The sequence below is a fragment of the Serratia sp. (in: enterobacteria) genome, from assembly GCF_051654945.1.
Lineage (GTDB): Bacteria > Pseudomonadota > Gammaproteobacteria > Enterobacterales > Enterobacteriaceae > Chania.
In genome coordinates this window covers 418676-432853 of the sequence record NZ_JBOFZA010000081.1, presented here as the reverse complement: position 1 = coordinate 432853, position 14178 = coordinate 418676, and the positions used below count along the sequence as shown (strand labels likewise).

At 51.9% G+C, this 14178-nt stretch carries 15 protein-coding genes; 5 read left to right on the top strand and 10 right to left on the bottom strand.

Annotated features, from left to right (window positions below; all coding sequences use genetic code 11):
- Positions 1-27: 27 nt before the first annotated feature.
- Positions 28-441 carry a peptide-methionine (R)-S-oxide reductase MsrB gene (msrB, locus tag ACRDCA_RS18455; protein ID WP_438690827.1) on the bottom strand — a complete coding sequence of 138 codons (414 nt, stop codon included), beginning with the start codon at positions 439-441 and terminating at the stop codon, positions 28-30.
- Between the two features lie 347 nt (positions 442-788).
- Here msrB and gapA point away from each other — a divergent pair, with 347 nt between their 5' ends.
- A complete protein-coding gene (gapA, locus tag ACRDCA_RS18450; protein WP_029987603.1) occupies positions 789-1784 on the top strand; it encodes a glyceraldehyde-3-phosphate dehydrogenase in 996 nt (331 codons plus the stop codon).
- Between the two features lie 284 nt (positions 1785-2068).
- Positions 2069-2944, top strand: coding sequence for a D-hexose-6-phosphate mutarotase (locus tag ACRDCA_RS18445; RefSeq protein WP_438690826.1), 876 nt, complete (start codon positions 2069-2071; stop codon positions 2942-2944).
- A 258-nt stretch (positions 2945-3202) separates the two neighbouring features.
- Here ACRDCA_RS18445 and ACRDCA_RS18440 read toward each other — a convergent pair whose 3' ends face one another.
- Entirely contained in the window at positions 3203-3967 is a 765-nt protein-coding gene (locus ACRDCA_RS18440; RefSeq protein ID WP_438690825.1) for a MipA/OmpV family protein, read from the bottom strand.
- 434 nt (positions 3968-4401) lie between these two features.
- Here ACRDCA_RS18440 and yeaG point away from each other — a divergent pair, with 434 nt between their 5' ends.
- Both yeaG and ACRDCA_RS18430 read left to right on the top strand, forming a co-directional pair.
- Positions 4402-6336 carry a protein kinase YeaG gene (yeaG, locus tag ACRDCA_RS18435; protein ID WP_411752425.1) on the top strand — a complete coding sequence of 645 codons (1935 nt, stop codon included), beginning with the start codon at positions 4402-4404 and terminating at the stop codon, positions 6334-6336.
- Between the two features lie 118 nt (positions 6337-6454).
- Positions 6455-7723, top strand: a complete 1269-nt coding sequence (locus ACRDCA_RS18430; protein WP_438690824.1) for a YeaH/YhbH family protein — start codon at positions 6455-6457, stop codon at positions 7721-7723.
- A gap of 77 nt (positions 7724-7800) precedes the next feature.
- Here the strand turns inward: ACRDCA_RS18430 and lysC are convergent, their stop codons facing one another.
- The 7 genes from lysC to cspE form a co-directional block, all read right to left on the bottom strand.
- Positions 7801-8034: an Rz1-like lysis system protein LysC gene (lysC, locus tag ACRDCA_RS18425; protein WP_438691011.1), complete on the bottom strand. Its 234-nt coding sequence runs from the start codon at positions 8032-8034 to the stop codon at positions 7801-7803.
- Positions 7937-8371, bottom strand: a complete 435-nt coding sequence (locus ACRDCA_RS18420) for a hypothetical protein (protein WP_438691016.1) — start codon at positions 8369-8371, stop codon at positions 7937-7939. The genes lysC and ACRDCA_RS18420 overlap by 98 nt, the downstream gene beginning before the upstream one ends.
- 247 nt (positions 8372-8618) lie before the next feature.
- On the bottom strand, positions 8619-8870 hold the full coding sequence (locus ACRDCA_RS18415; protein WP_025121024.1) for a hypothetical protein: 252 nt from the start codon (positions 8868-8870) through the stop codon (positions 8619-8621).
- Positions 8871-8958: 88 nt separating this feature from the next.
- The gene (locus tag ACRDCA_RS18410; RefSeq protein ID WP_438690823.1) at positions 8959-9621 is read right to left on the bottom strand and encodes an anti-sigma factor; all 663 of its coding nucleotides are present in this window, start codon (positions 9619-9621) and stop codon (positions 8959-8961) included.
- Positions 9618-10172, bottom strand: a complete 555-nt coding sequence (locus ACRDCA_RS18405; protein WP_438690822.1) for an RNA polymerase sigma factor — start codon at positions 10170-10172, stop codon at positions 9618-9620. The genes ACRDCA_RS18410 and ACRDCA_RS18405 overlap by 4 nt, the downstream gene beginning before the upstream one ends.
- Positions 10173-10236: 64 nt before the next feature.
- Positions 10237-10797 (bottom strand): fasciclin domain-containing protein, encoded by a 561-nt coding sequence (locus ACRDCA_RS18400; RefSeq protein ID WP_025121027.1) that lies wholly within the window; start codon positions 10795-10797, stop codon positions 10237-10239.
- A 409-nt stretch (positions 10798-11206) separates the two neighbouring features.
- A complete protein-coding gene (gene cspE, locus ACRDCA_RS18395) occupies positions 11207-11419 on the bottom strand; it encodes a transcription antiterminator/RNA stability regulator CspE (RefSeq protein WP_025121028.1) in 213 nt (70 codons plus the stop codon).
- A gap of 359 nt (positions 11420-11778) precedes the next feature.
- Here cspE and ACRDCA_RS18390 point away from each other — a divergent pair, with 359 nt between their 5' ends.
- On the top strand, positions 11779-11955 hold the full coding sequence (locus ACRDCA_RS18390; protein WP_438690821.1) for a GhoT/OrtT family toxin: 177 nt from the start codon (positions 11779-11781) through the stop codon (positions 11953-11955).
- Positions 11956-12000: 45 nt separating this feature from the next.
- Here the strand turns inward: ACRDCA_RS18390 and ACRDCA_RS18385 are convergent, their stop codons facing one another.
- Positions 12001-14118, bottom strand: a complete 2118-nt coding sequence (locus ACRDCA_RS18385) for a TonB-dependent siderophore receptor (RefSeq protein ID WP_438690820.1) — start codon at positions 14116-14118, stop codon at positions 12001-12003.
- Positions 14119-14178 lie beyond the last annotated feature (60 nt).

Sequence of the window (14178 nt, the reverse complement as noted above, 5' to 3'; positions counted from 1 at the left end):
AATCGATTTTGTTGGTTTAGTTACAGCCTAGCCTGCCGTCTGCTCGCCATTCTCATCGTCAGTGAAATTCAGTGACGCGGAGTTAACACAATAACGTTCGCCAGTCGGCTGTGGGCCATCGGGGAACACGTGCCCCAAATGCGCGTCACAGCGACCACAACGGATCTCGACGCGGTGCATATTATGCGAGTTATCATCAAGATAACGAATGGCATCGTCCGAAACCGGCTGATAGAAGCTGGGCCAGCCGCAGCCAGAATCAAACTTGCTGGCGGAGAAGAACAGCGGCGAGTTACAGCATAGGCAATGGTACACACCTTCACGCTGGTTGTGCAGTAATTTACCGGTATAGGGGGCTTCAGTGCCACGCTCTTGCGTCACATACCGTTGGATTTCATTCAGTTCGGTGCGTGGAGAATTGGGGGTTATCTCTTTAGCCATTTGTGCTATTCCCGCAGTGTGGATAATGTCAACGAAAACAATGAGTAATAATAACAAAAAATTAACAACGCTGCAGGCCTTTTTAGCCTAAAATGTACGGCATAAAGGTTACGCTGCCGCCATATGTGACTTTGATCACATATCCTGCACGTACTGACTTTATACTTGGCAGTTTGCCCCCATATGTATCGGAGGCCAAACGTAAATGGAATGTGCGATTTGTGGGCAAATCTGGGCTTCAGGTTTGACTTGCAGCAAGAATTGACACGATTCCGCTTGACGCTGGGTAAGGTTTTTGTAATTTTACAACCAACCTTTTATTCACTAACAAATAGCTGGTGGAATATATGACTATCAAAGTAGGTATCAACGGTTTTGGCCGTATCGGTCGCATTGTTTTCCGTGCTGCTCAGGAACGTTCTGACATCGAAATCGTTGCAATCAACGATCTGTTAGATGCAGAGTACATGGCTTACATGCTGAAGTATGACTCTACTCATGGCCGTTTCGACGGTACTGTAGAAGTTAAAGACGGCCACCTGGTTGTTAACGGCAAAACCATCCGTTGTACCTCAGAAAGAGATCCGGCTAACCTGAAGTGGAACGAAGTCAACGTTGACATCGTTGCTGAAGCAACTGGCCTGTTCCTGACTGACGAAACTGCACGTAAACACATCGCTGCAGGTGCTAAGAAAGTTGTTCTGACTGGCCCATCTAAAGATGACACCCCAATGTTCGTTATGGGCGTGAACCACAAGTCTTACGCTGGCCAGGAAATCGTTTCCAACGCTTCTTGTACCACCAACTGCCTGGCTCCACTGGCTAAAGTCATCAACGACAAGTTCGGTATCGTTGAAGCTCTGATGACCACTGTGCATGCAACTACCGCAACTCAGAAAACCGTTGATGGCCCGTCTCACAAAGACTGGCGCGGCGGCCGCGGCGCATCCCAGAACATCATCCCTTCTTCTACCGGTGCTGCTAAAGCAGTAGGTAAAGTCATCCCAGAACTGAACGGCAAACTGACCGGTATGGCGTTCCGCGTTCCTACTCCGAACGTGTCTGTGGTTGACCTGACTGCCCGTCTGGCAAAACCTGCTTCTTACAAAGAAATCTGTGCTGCTATCAAAGCGGCTTCAGAAGGCGAGCTGAAAGGCGTGCTGGGCTACACCGAAGACGAAGTGGTTTCTACCGATTTCAACGGCGAGAAACTGACTTCTGTATTCGATGCCAAAGCCGGTATCGCGCTGAGCGACACCTTTGTGAAACTGGTTTCCTGGTACGACAACGAAACCGGCTACTCAAACAAAGTACTGGACCTGATCGCTCACATCTCCAAGTAATGGCATGATGCGAAGCTGATTATCAAGGGCGACTCTAAGTCGCCCTTTTTATACCCGTCGTCTTTCAAGCCACAGCGTTGTTACCTGCGCAGCTATTCGCCCCATCCCTGGGCCTCACCCCTGCGGGGCCGCTGTGTACAGCGTTCAAATCTGTTCCAAACAGATTTGTCACACCCCAGTCACTTACAATAGTAAGCTCCTGAGGATGAGTAATCTTGTCGCCTAGCTGTGACTTGAAATCCATAGGGTAACTTTGTTTTTTGCGGCGAAAAGAAGGCAACAACATGAACGAAAAAATCTTCACCCTACCCGTTACCGAACAAATCTCCCCTTTTATCAGCCAACGTCAGTTGGACGAGCTGCCCGTGGTGGTGGTTTCCCACCCGAAAGTCCGCGCAGCCATTACCCTGCAAGGGGCACACCTATTGGCCTGGCAGCCGAGCGGTGACAAACCGGTTCTCTGGCTGAGCAACAACACCCCATTCAAAAACGGCGTGGCAATCCGCGGCGGCGTACCGATCTGCTGGCCTTGGTTTGGTCCGGCAGGCAGCCCATCCCACGGTTTTGCTCGTAACCAGCCGTGGCAGTTGACCGCGCATGATGAAGACGAAAACGGCGTGATCCTGACCTTTACGCTGCAAGACAATGAACAGACCCGCAAATTGTGGCCACACGCTTTCACACTGATAGCTCGCTTCAAGCTGGGTGAAGAGTGCGAGATGGAACTGGAGTCACACGGCGACTATCAGGCCACCGCTGCGCTGCATACCTATTTCCAGATCGGTGACATCGACAAGGTGAAAATTGCCGGTCTTGGCGAGCATTATATTGATAAGGTCGCCAAGGGGATTGAGGCACGCCAGATTGGCGAGTTGGAATTTACCGGTCAAACCGACCGTATCTACACTCAAGCCACGCCTTGCAGCCTGATCAAAGACCCGGTATTGCAACGCACCATCGAGGTCAATCATCACCACATGAGTGATGTGATCGCCTGGAACCCGGGCGTTGAGCTTTCATGCAGCATGGCGGATATGCCAAACGATGGTTACAAAACCATGGTCTGCGTTGAGACCGGGCGTGTAAGCAAGCCGCTGGTAGCCTCCGGCGAACAGCCTGCCCGACTGGCGATGAAAATCCGCAGCATTAAAAATAGTTAACTCCACAGGAGTACGTTCCCCTCACCCTACCCCTGTACACCCCAAAGGGAGAGGGGACAGAACGTGCCACAATTTTATTGCATCGCCCGCCCTTGAGTTACTGATTAACGTCTACGTCGGGCCACAACGCAGGACCGCTCCCTCTCCTTTTTGAGAAAGGATTGGGGTGAGGGGAAGACCTGCACCTCAGATGTGCAAAAGGAGCGTCTCCGCCCCTTTTCGATGCATTCACTGCACCAAGATAATGCACTGCCCGGCTTAGAAGGTGTAAGTCACACCCGTCCACAGCATGCCGGTATAAGATTCATCCACCATTGGACTGTCTTTAACTTCGCTGTCCAGGCTAGAAAGGCGGCCAGTGAAGAAAGCATTCCAGTTGGCGTTGATATTATAGTTGGTGGATAGTTCCAGATATGGCGACCAGCTATCGCTTGGCTTATAGCTGTCGAAGGTGCTACGACGGGATTCTTCACCGTTGATGCCATAGTAGTATTGGTTCTGGTTGGAACTGTTCCAGTTGACCCCGATGCCAGGGGCAAAGCTCCAGGAACCCACTTGGAACTTGTACAGATAGGCAATATCACCCACCAGACCGTTGCTGTTATCCAGAACATCACCGGAGAAGGCGGTACGGATCGTCCCCCACTCGGCATTATGTGTAAACGCCACTCCGGCCATAACGGTGCTGTGACGCTTGTCCAACTGCTTCATGCGGTCGTCGTCACTGTCGCCTGGCTTATAGTGCAGCGGTGAGTAATAGGTAATCAGGCTCAGGTGGTTTTGCTTATCTTTCCATAGGTTGTAACCGGCCAACAGCGTATGGAAGTAAAAATCATCACCATCGTAATTGATAATCGGAACGGGATAGACACGATCCTGGTAACCACGGTAAGGGTCAGGGCTAACCAGCGCTGAAGCACCGAGTGACCAGTTACCTGCCTGAGCACTGTGCGCACAAACCATTGCGGAAGCGAAAATTGCTAGCGTTTTGAGTTTAGATATCTTCACAGGTTCTTTTTCCATACATAACAAAGGACAATAATGGCGATAGTTTATGTGAAAATGTGAATTATTGCCGGATCTTTACAATATAAAACGATGAAGATCGAATAACTTAGAACGGAAACATGAATTATTGATGGCAAAATGATGACGATTTTTGCCGCAAGCCGCGCCAGACAAGGCATTTGCCGCCCCTCGCCCGAACTGAGTCATTGAAATGACTTAAAAAAGACCATTTCTCTTGCAGGAAATTTTCCAGTATGCAACTAAGCTTAAAAGCAGAAGGTGAAATTAGCCTGAGCCCAGTGGCAATACAGCGCAACTCGCGATAATAAGCGCACCAAGTTGGCATACGAGTTGCTGTACTCAGAGATAACTTCACGCTTTCGGGAGCCAGAATACCAACACCAGCTCCTTTATTAACCTGTGCTAATAACGAAAGGACGGGCATCGCCATGAACATATTTGACCACTATCGCCAGCGCTACGAAGCTGCCAAGGACGAAGAGTTCACACTGCAGGAATTTCTTACCATCTGCCGGCAAGATCGCAGTGCCTATGCCAATGCGGCAGAACGTCTACTCATGGCAATCGGTGAACCAGTTATGGTCGATACCGCGCTTGAGTCGCGTATGTCTCGCCTGTTCTCCAACCGCGTGATCGCACGCTATCCGGCATTCGAGGAATTCTACGGCATGGAAGAAGCTATCGAACAGATAGTTTCTTACCTGAGACACGCCGCCCAGGGCCTCGAAGAGAAGAAACAAATCCTTTATCTGTTGGGCCCGGTGGGTGGCGGTAAATCCTCGCTGGCAGAACGGCTGAAAGCCTTGATGCAGCGCGTACCGATTTACACCCTGAGCGCCAATGGCGAGCGCAGCCCGGTCAATGACCATCCGCTGTGCCTGTTCAACCCGCAGGAGGATGCCAATATTCTGGAAAAAGAATACAACATCCCGACGCGTTACCTTGGCACCATTATGTCGCCGTGGGCCGCCAAACGCCTGCATGAGTTCGGCGGTGACATCACCAAATTCAAAGTAGTGAAGGTTCGCCCTTCAATACTTGAACAAATCGCCATCGCCAAAACCGAACCGGGCGATGAGAACAACCAGGATATTTCTGCGTTGGTCGGTAAAGTGGACATCCGTAAGTTGGAAAACCATGCGCAGAACGATCCGGATGCCTATGGCTATTCCGGTGCACTGTGCCGCGCCAACCAGGGGATCATGGAATTCGTGGAGATGTTCAAAGCGCCGATCAAGGTGCTGCATCCTCTGCTGACTGCCACCCAGGAAGGTAACTACAACGGTACCGAGGGGATCTCTGCCCTGCCGTTCAGCGGCATTATTCTGGCGCACTCCAACGAATCGGAATGGGTGACCTTCCGCAACAACAAGAATAACGAGGCCTTCCTCGACCGTGTTTACATCGTCAAGGTGCCTTACTGCCTGCGGGTGTCGGAAGAGATTAAGATCTACGACAAACTGCTGGATAACAGCGAACTGACTCATGCGCCTTGTGCCCCTGGTACGTTGGAAACGTTGGCTCGTTTTACCGTGCTGTCACGGATGAAAGAGCCAGACAACTCCAGCATCTATTCGAAGATGCGTGTCTATGATGGTGAAAGCCTGAAAGACACCGATCCGAAGGCCAAGTCGTATCAGGAATATCGCGACTATGCCGGGGTGGACGAAGGGATGAACGGTCTTTCGACCCGTTTCGCCTTCAAGATCCTGTCCCGGGTGTTCAACTTCGACCATGCCGAAGTAGCGGCTAACCCGGTACACCTGTTCTACATCCTGGAACAGCAAATCGAACGTGAGCAGTTCCCGCAGGATCTGGCGGAAAAATATCTGGAACACCTGAAAGGCTACCTGATCCCAAAATACGCCGAGTTTATCGGCAAAGAGATCCAGACCGCCTATCTGGAATCCTACTCAGAATACGGTCAGAATATTTTTGACCGCTACGTGACCTATGCAGACTTCTGGATCCAGGATCAGGAGTACCGTGATCCCGATACCGGACAGCTGTTTGATCGTGAATCGCTGAACGCTGAACTGGAGAAAATCGAGAAGCCCGCGGGTATCAGCAACCCGAAAGATTTCCGCAACGAAATCGTCAACTTTGTCCTGCGTGCCCGTGCCAATAACAGCGGCCGGAACCCGAACTGGACCAGTTACGAGAAGCTGCGTACGGTCATCGAGAAGAAAATGTTCTCGAATACCGAAGAGCTGCTGCCAGTCATTTCCTTTAATGCTAAAACCTCAACGGATGAGCAGAAAAAACACGATGACTTCGTCGACCGGATGATGGAGAAAGGCTACACCCGCAAGCAGGTTCGTCTGCTGTGCGAATGGTATCTGCGGGTGAGAAAATCTTCATAAACCTGCGCTATGACGTCATAGATAGCCTGTATACCTCATGGCTTTCGGGTTGCAGCCAACGCGCTGCAACCTGAAAGACCCAGGGTAGAGAAAGTTGGCAACGTTGTTTGGGGGATGTATGGCGTATTTCATTGACCGACGGCTAAACGGCAAAAACAAGAGCATGGTGAACCGCCAACGCTTCTTGCGCCGCTATAAGTCGCAAATCAAACAGTCGATTGCCGAAGCCATCAACAAGCGTTCGGTCACCGACGTGGACAGCGGGGAATCGGTGTCGATCCCCGGTGGCGATATCAACGAGCCAATGTTTCATCAAGGGCGCGGCGGTAAACGCCATCGCGTTCATCCCGGTAACGATCACTTCGTACAAAATGACCGCGTTGAACGCCCACAGGGCGGCGGTGGAGGTGGCGGCGGCCAGGGTAATGCCAGTCAGGATGGGGACGGCCAGGACGAGTTTGTCTTCCAGATATCCAAAGATGAGTATCTCGACCTGTTGTTCGAGGATTTGGCGCTGCCTAACCTGAAGAAAAATCAGTATAAGCAGCTGACAGAATACAAAACCCACCGTGCTGGTTACACCGCCAATGGCGTGCCGGCCAATATCAGCGTGGTCCGCTCACTGCAAAACTCGCTGGCGCGGCGAACCGCCATGACTGCGGGTAAGCGACGTACCTTGCATGAGCTTGAAGACAGCCTTGCCCTGTTGGAAAACACCGAACCGGTGCAATTGCTGGAAGAAGAGCGCATGCGCAAGGAGATCGCCGAACTGCGCAAGAAAATCGACAGTGTGCCGTTTATCGACACCTTCGACCTGCGCTACAAAAACTACGAACGCCGTCCCGAACCTTCCAGCCAGGCGGTGATGTTCTGCCTGATGGACGTTTCCGGCTCGATGGATCAGGCGACCAAAGACATGGCCAAGCGCTTTTATATTCTGCTGTATCTGTTCCTCAGCCGAACCTATAAAAACGTCGAGGTGGTTTATATTCGTCATCACACTCAGGCCAAAGAAGTAGATGAGCAGGAGTTCTTCTACTCACAGGAAACCGGCGGCACCATCGTTTCCAGCGCCTTGAAGCTGATGAATGAAGTAGTCGAAGAGCGTTATGATCCAGCGCAATGGAACATTTATGCGGCTCAGGCTTCGGATGGCGATAACTGGGCGGATGATTCACCGCTGTGCCATGAGCTGCTGTCAAAAAATATCCTGCCGATGGTGCGTTATTACAGCTATATCGAAATAACCCGCCGTGCCCACCAAACGCTGTGGCGTGAATATGAGCATTTGCAAGCGACGTTTGAAAACTTCGCCATGCAGCATATCCGCGAGCCGGATGATATCTATCCGGTGTTCAGGGAGTTGTTCCACAAGCAGACGGCGTGAGTCGTGTTCATCAGCGAAAATGGCCAGCAACGAGCGTTAGCTGGCCGTTTTTTTATGCTGTTGAGTCACCTTCGGCTTCAATGAATGCTTCTTAAGCCTCGTTGCCACTCAATCAATGCGTCGATCCTTGATGAGCAGATATCAAGCTCACCCTGGCTCACCTGCAAAGCCATAACGGCATCGCCGAAAGTCTCGCCGGTAAACGGTGTCTTCTCACAGTGCTGTAGCAATACCGCTGGCGGGTATACGTAGATCAGTTGCGGAGCCGGTGAGACTGGCTCTGGTTTCTCCGCGCAGGATATCGAGAGCATCAGCAGGCAGCCGCTGATTGCTACAGTCGTTATCCTCCAACGCTTTACGTAACGATCTGTTTTCAGCATCGGCCTTTTCCCTCACTTGCCTCTCAATCTTCAACTGTTGTTCGGTAGCCCGGCGATCGGCATCCACGACCCCTTTTAGCGCCTGGATGGTTTCATCCCTGCCGGTTAATGCGTTGGTCAACGCCCCGTTATCTTTCTGATACTGGCCTATGTCCGCCTTCAAAGCATCGATACGTTGACGCATGCCAACCAACAGCGCTGCAAGCATGCAGACCAGCAATAACTGCCAATGACCTTTGGCAAACTGACTTAACCCCACCAGGCTCATGACAGCAACACTTCACGATCGGCAACACCCTGTCTATTTATCTGCATTTGAATTCCTCCGTCAAAACCTGCCCCCTGCTCAGATAAACAGTGTCTCAAAACCATAAGGTTAGGGATATTCGCGAGGGTTGTACTAGCGACACAACAACGGATTGTCAGAACTTGAGAGGCAAAAAATCCCACCGAAGTGAGATTTTTGGTTGTTTACAGAATGGCTTAGATTTGCATTAACCAAGGAGGCATTGCCGTCATAACAAATATCTAAAGTCGCGGATATCGGGGAACAAGCCCACCGTTCTGAGATGCCGGTTACAGATAAACCAGATTTCATCCCGGTCATTCGAAAGGATAAAATAAGCGTCTGCGGTTTCCGAAGGGTTATACATACCCAGTGCGCGATAGGCCGTATTCGGGGTGAAGCCGCTCTCCAGCGGATAAGGCTTGGGTGCATTGTCCATCTGCACAACGCTAAGGTACAGTCCCTGCTCAATCCATATCATGACAACCCCTTTATCGGCTATTGATAAGTTAATTATGGTCGTAAAAACCAGTATTGGGGCCTTTAGCAGGAAAAAAACCGCTATAAAATCACAGAGAAGTTAGCTGGCCACTGTACAACACCGGGCCAGTAGGAAGACCGGTAGGCGAACCACCCGCAGGTTCCAGGCTGATGGCGATGGTCATGCCCTGCGCCAGCGTAAGTTGATTCAATGCCACTTCGGTCGGTTTCTCTGCGGCAATCAGCCCTAAGGAGCGAGGCTTTTCACCCGGCGAGATCGCCCAGAGTTGCAGGCTATTGGCTACGGCCAGCGATTGTGGATCCAGCGGGGTCAGTTTCAGGTGACGTTTGGCGCTGTCCATACTGACAATCCATTGGCCACCGCCCTGCTGGCCAGCATTGAGCACCACTGCCGGTGCAAAATCCTGTGGTTGAGTGATAAAGCGCGGCACCAGCAGCAACGCCGCCAGCCCAGCAGCCAGCGCCCACCCCACATAACCCCAGACTTTACGCCGTGGCGTTGCTTGCATGGGTAAGCTGAGACAGATCTTTTTCCACACCTGCTCGGGCGGCGTTACTGGTGCCAACGCATTGTCCAGTGGAGACAGCAGCGTTTGCCAGCGAGCAACCAAGGCAGCCAAAGCAGGCTCACGCTGGATACGCTGTTCAAAGTTCAGCCGTGCAGGGCCACGCAATGTGCCCAAGGCGTATTCAGCGGCTAAAGCAGAGTCGTACTCCCCGGTGCTTTTCATAGGCCCACACAGTTTTTCAGATGATCCAGCGCCCGGCGGATCCAGCTTTTGATCGTGCCTAGCGGTTGTTGCAGATGCGCCGAAACTTCGCCATGAGACATGCCTTGGTAGTAAGCCAGCACGATGCTTTGACGCTGCTCAACGTTAAGATGATTCAGGCACTCGGCCAATTTCCCCGCCTCTTCCCCCAGCAGCAGCTGGTTGATGGGTTCTTCCGTGCCTGCCCCGGGGTCATCCTGCCACTCCTCTTCCGTTTGTCCCGCGCGGCCACCGGCACCGCGTAGCCAATCAATAGCCCGGTTGCGAACAATGTGCGTTAACCAGGTCAACGGCGCACTGAGGTCAGGGTCATAGCTGGCAGCCCTATTCCATACGCTGATAAAGCTTTCGTGCAATACCTCTTCGGCCCAGGACTGACGACGCAACAAACGTAAAGCAACGGCGAACAAACGCGGAGAGGTCTGCCGATAGAGTTGTTCAAACGCGTTGCGGTCGCCAAGCGCAACGGCCTGCATCAATTCGACATGTTGGTCGGGGAGTGCTTTGCTCATGTCTTATCCTGTCGAGGTGCGGGCAGCCCTGTGGCAGCCTGCCTGCACCTAGTATAGACGGGATTTATTTTGGCAACAGCACGCTATCAATGACGTTGATCACGCCATTTTTCTGATATACATCATAGGTGCTGATATTGGCAATATGGCCTTGACCATCTTTGAGCTGAATATTGTGGGGGCCGTTGTTCATGATCCACAGCGGTTGGCCATTCACCGTTTTCAGTTCGGCCGTACCATGACCTTCCTTGATTTTTTTCTCCAGCTGTTTCATATCATAACGGCCTGCCACTACGTGGTAAGTCAGTACCCCGGTCAGCGCCGCTTTATTCTCCGGCTTGAGCAAGGTGTCTACCGTCCCGGCAGGCAGTTTGGCAAAGGCCTCATTGGTCGGAGCAAATACCGTAAATGGCCCGGTACCTTGCAGCGTGTCGACCAGACCGGCAGCCTTCACCGCAGCCACCAGCGTAGTGTGATCTTTGGAATTGAGGGCATTTTCGACAATGTTTTTGCTGGGATACATGGCGGCACCGCCGACCATTACCGTGTCGGACATCATGGCGGCCATTGAAACGCTACTGAACAACAGTGATGAACACAGGGCAGTACAGAGAAGCTTTTTCATGATCATATCCTCGAAGGGTGATGTGGGAAGATGTCCTCACATAGCCATATACGTAATGAACGAGAATATTGGATGCAGCGATCGGAAAATATTTTTCGGGAGAGGGAAAAGATGTAAAAAACCCCGGCGTAAACGCCAGGGTTAGCAAGTAGTGCCGGTCGCTTTCCCGGCTGTCATGCTGCGGCGCAAGCGTCCATCGAACACTCCAGCATTGCACGGCCTAAGCACGGCCTGGTCACAACAGAAAAACAGACTTTTGAGAAATCGGCTTTTCTGTCTACCCTATGGCGTAGGATAGTATCAACCCCGGCACCAGGCCGGGATTGATGTGGTAACGTCGTTATCGCTTGTCTGCTCCGGCTTAAGCCATCATCGCTATTGCAAGTGTCAACCACGCTACCCAGTTACATTACAGTGCTGTAACGTTAACTGCTGATGGGCCTTTGGCGCCATTTTCGATGCTGAATTCAACCTGCTGGCCTTCATCAAGCGTCTTGTAATCATTACCCTGGATTGCAGAGAAGTGTACGAACACGTCTTTGCTGCCATCAGCAGGAGAAATGAAACCAAAACCTTTACCAGCGTCAAACCATTTTACTAAACCAGTCATTTTATTAGACATAGATACTTCCTTCATTATTTTTTAGGCCGCCATAATGGCGAATGAGGTCTGTAATTCAGTGGAAACTTATGGGGGCACTAGAAAAAAATTCGCGGAAGAAGAGGTATCTGTCGGATATCGCTAATACTGAGAACTGCTTTACTAAAACTGCTTTCATAAGGTCTGTACTTCAAACCGATGACGCTATTTACTCATAACCGAGAGTTATTAGCAAGGAGTATTTATAATTATTTTCAATAAGGCGGCATGCCATCCTGGCGATCAACAGCCCTGCCCTCATTTTACCCGCTGCGTTAACGCATTGATTAGCATCGATGACCCGCCTAGAATGGGCGCCAAAAATAACCGGGATTGTTTTCATGTCATCGCTGTGGGTTGTCACGCAATACGTTTATGTTATTGGTCTGGTCATTTCGATGATTTTCACTTTTCTGGTCAGCCGCGACACCCCTGCCATCCGCCTGCTCAGCGCGCTGATTATCGGCCTGACCTGGCCTCTCAGCCTGCCCGTGGTGCTGTTATTCTCGCTGTTCTAACCACTCACCCCGCCAACCTTCAGCGGGATGAGTGCGGTTTAGCCGTTAAAAATCATAGCCTACGGTAGCGACAACGGAGCGCCCTGCTCCCCAGTAGCAGTAACCGGTACCGTAACAGCCAGCCACATATTCCCGATCCGTCAGGTTGTTGGCGTTCAACTGCACATAGGCTCCTTTAAGCGACGGTTTTACGCTGTCCAGATCCATGCGCACCGAGGCATCCAGCAGCGTTACCGATGGTATACGCAGGGTGTTCTCATTATCCGCCCACTGTTTGCCAATATACCGCACGCCAGCCCCCAGGTTGACGCCCAGCCCAGCACGATACTGCCCCCACAAAGAAGCCATCTGATTAGGGGCCAGGTAGGGAGTATTACCATCGTTTCCGTCAACGGCGTCTTTGAACTTCACCTTGTTGTAGCTATAACCGGCAATCACGTTCAGGCGTTCAGTCACCTGGCTGCGGGCCTCCAACTCAATCCCTTGTGAATGCACCTTACCGGCAGGCACATAGTAGCTGTCTTTCACCACGCGGTTGGCGACGTCATTCTGCGTCAGATCGTATAAGGCAATGCTGTAGATCGAGCTGCTGCCTGGAGCCTGATATTTTAGCCCAGCCTCATATTGCTCACTGGTGGTTGGCTTGAGCAGATGGCCCTCTTTATCGGCCAACACCGCTGGCGTTACCGCAGAGCTGTAACTCATGTACGGCGAGAAACCGCTATCAAAGTGGTACAACAGAGAGGCCCGCCCCGTGAAGTGGTCATCGGTACGGGCATCGGTGGAATCGGTATTCAGCACGGTATTCCTGGTTTCCAAACGGTCTACGCGTCCTGAAAGGTTGAGATACCAGTTATAGAGGCTGATTTCGTCTTGCAGGTAGACGCCGGTCTGCTCATAACGCCGTTTGGAGTCGGTATGGCTGAGAATAGTGATATCTGGCCCGCCAGAAACGCCGGTGAACGGGTTCAACGGCGTGGCCGAGCCAGACTCCTCCCACAGGTTATTGGTAAAGCGCTGGTAGTCCAGCCCCAACATCACCTTATGTTCCAACGCGCCAGTGGCAAACTCCGCCGCCAGTTGGTTATCCACCGCATAAGCATCCAATGAGGTGTTGGAGCCGCTGTACCAGCGGTTCAGCTCGCTACGGTCAGCGTTCCAGCCGATCTGGTAAACCTGCTCCAACTCGACGTTGGAATGGGTGTAGCTGGCGTTCTGTCGGAACGACCACACGTCGTTAAAACTGTGCGAGAAGTCATAGCTGTAGATTTGCTGCCAGCGTTTGAACACATTGCGGCTGCTTTCACCGTCAAAGAAGCCACGGCCCAGCTTGTCTCCACTGGTAGTGTAAATGCTGCCGTCTGATGGCACCGCGCTGTGGTAACCACCGGAAGGATCTTTTTGCAGATTGGCCTGTAACAGCAAAGAGGTATTTTCATCCGGCTGCCACAACAACGAAGGCGAAATCGCATAGCGCTCTTCACGCTGATGATCGTACATGGTGTCGCTGGTGCGGGTAATGCCGGTCAATCGGTAGGCCCACTGCTCGTTCAGTGCCCCGGTCGAATCAAACGCGCCGCCTTTGGTATTGTTGTTACCGGCCATTACATTCACATGGTTTTCACTGGCAAACTGCGGGCGTTTGCTGGTCATCGCCACCAAACCGCCAGGAATGCTTTGCCCGTACATCACTGACGACGGGCCTTTAATCACGTCAATGCGTTCCAGGAACCAGGGGTCGATCTGCAAAGCGTTATAACTGCCGCCGTCGCTAAGCAGGCGTAGACCATTCAGGAAGGTGTTATTGACATCACCACCGTGGAACCCGCGCAGAGCGATGGTATCGTAACGCGTCGCACCACCAGAAAAGTTGGTGAACACACCTGGGGTGTATTTAAGCGCATCATTGACCGTGAGCGCCCCTTGGTCACTCATCTGCTGGCGTGTCACCACGGAGACGGATTGTGCGGTAAGCACCAGTGGCCGATCCGTTTTGGTGGCCCCCTGGCTGGTGCTAGCCTGATAGCCATGCGTCGCCGTTTCCGCCCTATCGACGGGCTTGGCCGTGACCACGAGGGTATCTTCAGCAAACGAAGTCAGCGGCAGAAAAATGGCGAACGAGCAGTAAAGAGAACAACGACTGGCAGGAAAAAACGCAGGCATACCTGTATTCCCCATGGGATCCATTGAAATTGCACCGAAAACTTACCACTCTGGCAACGC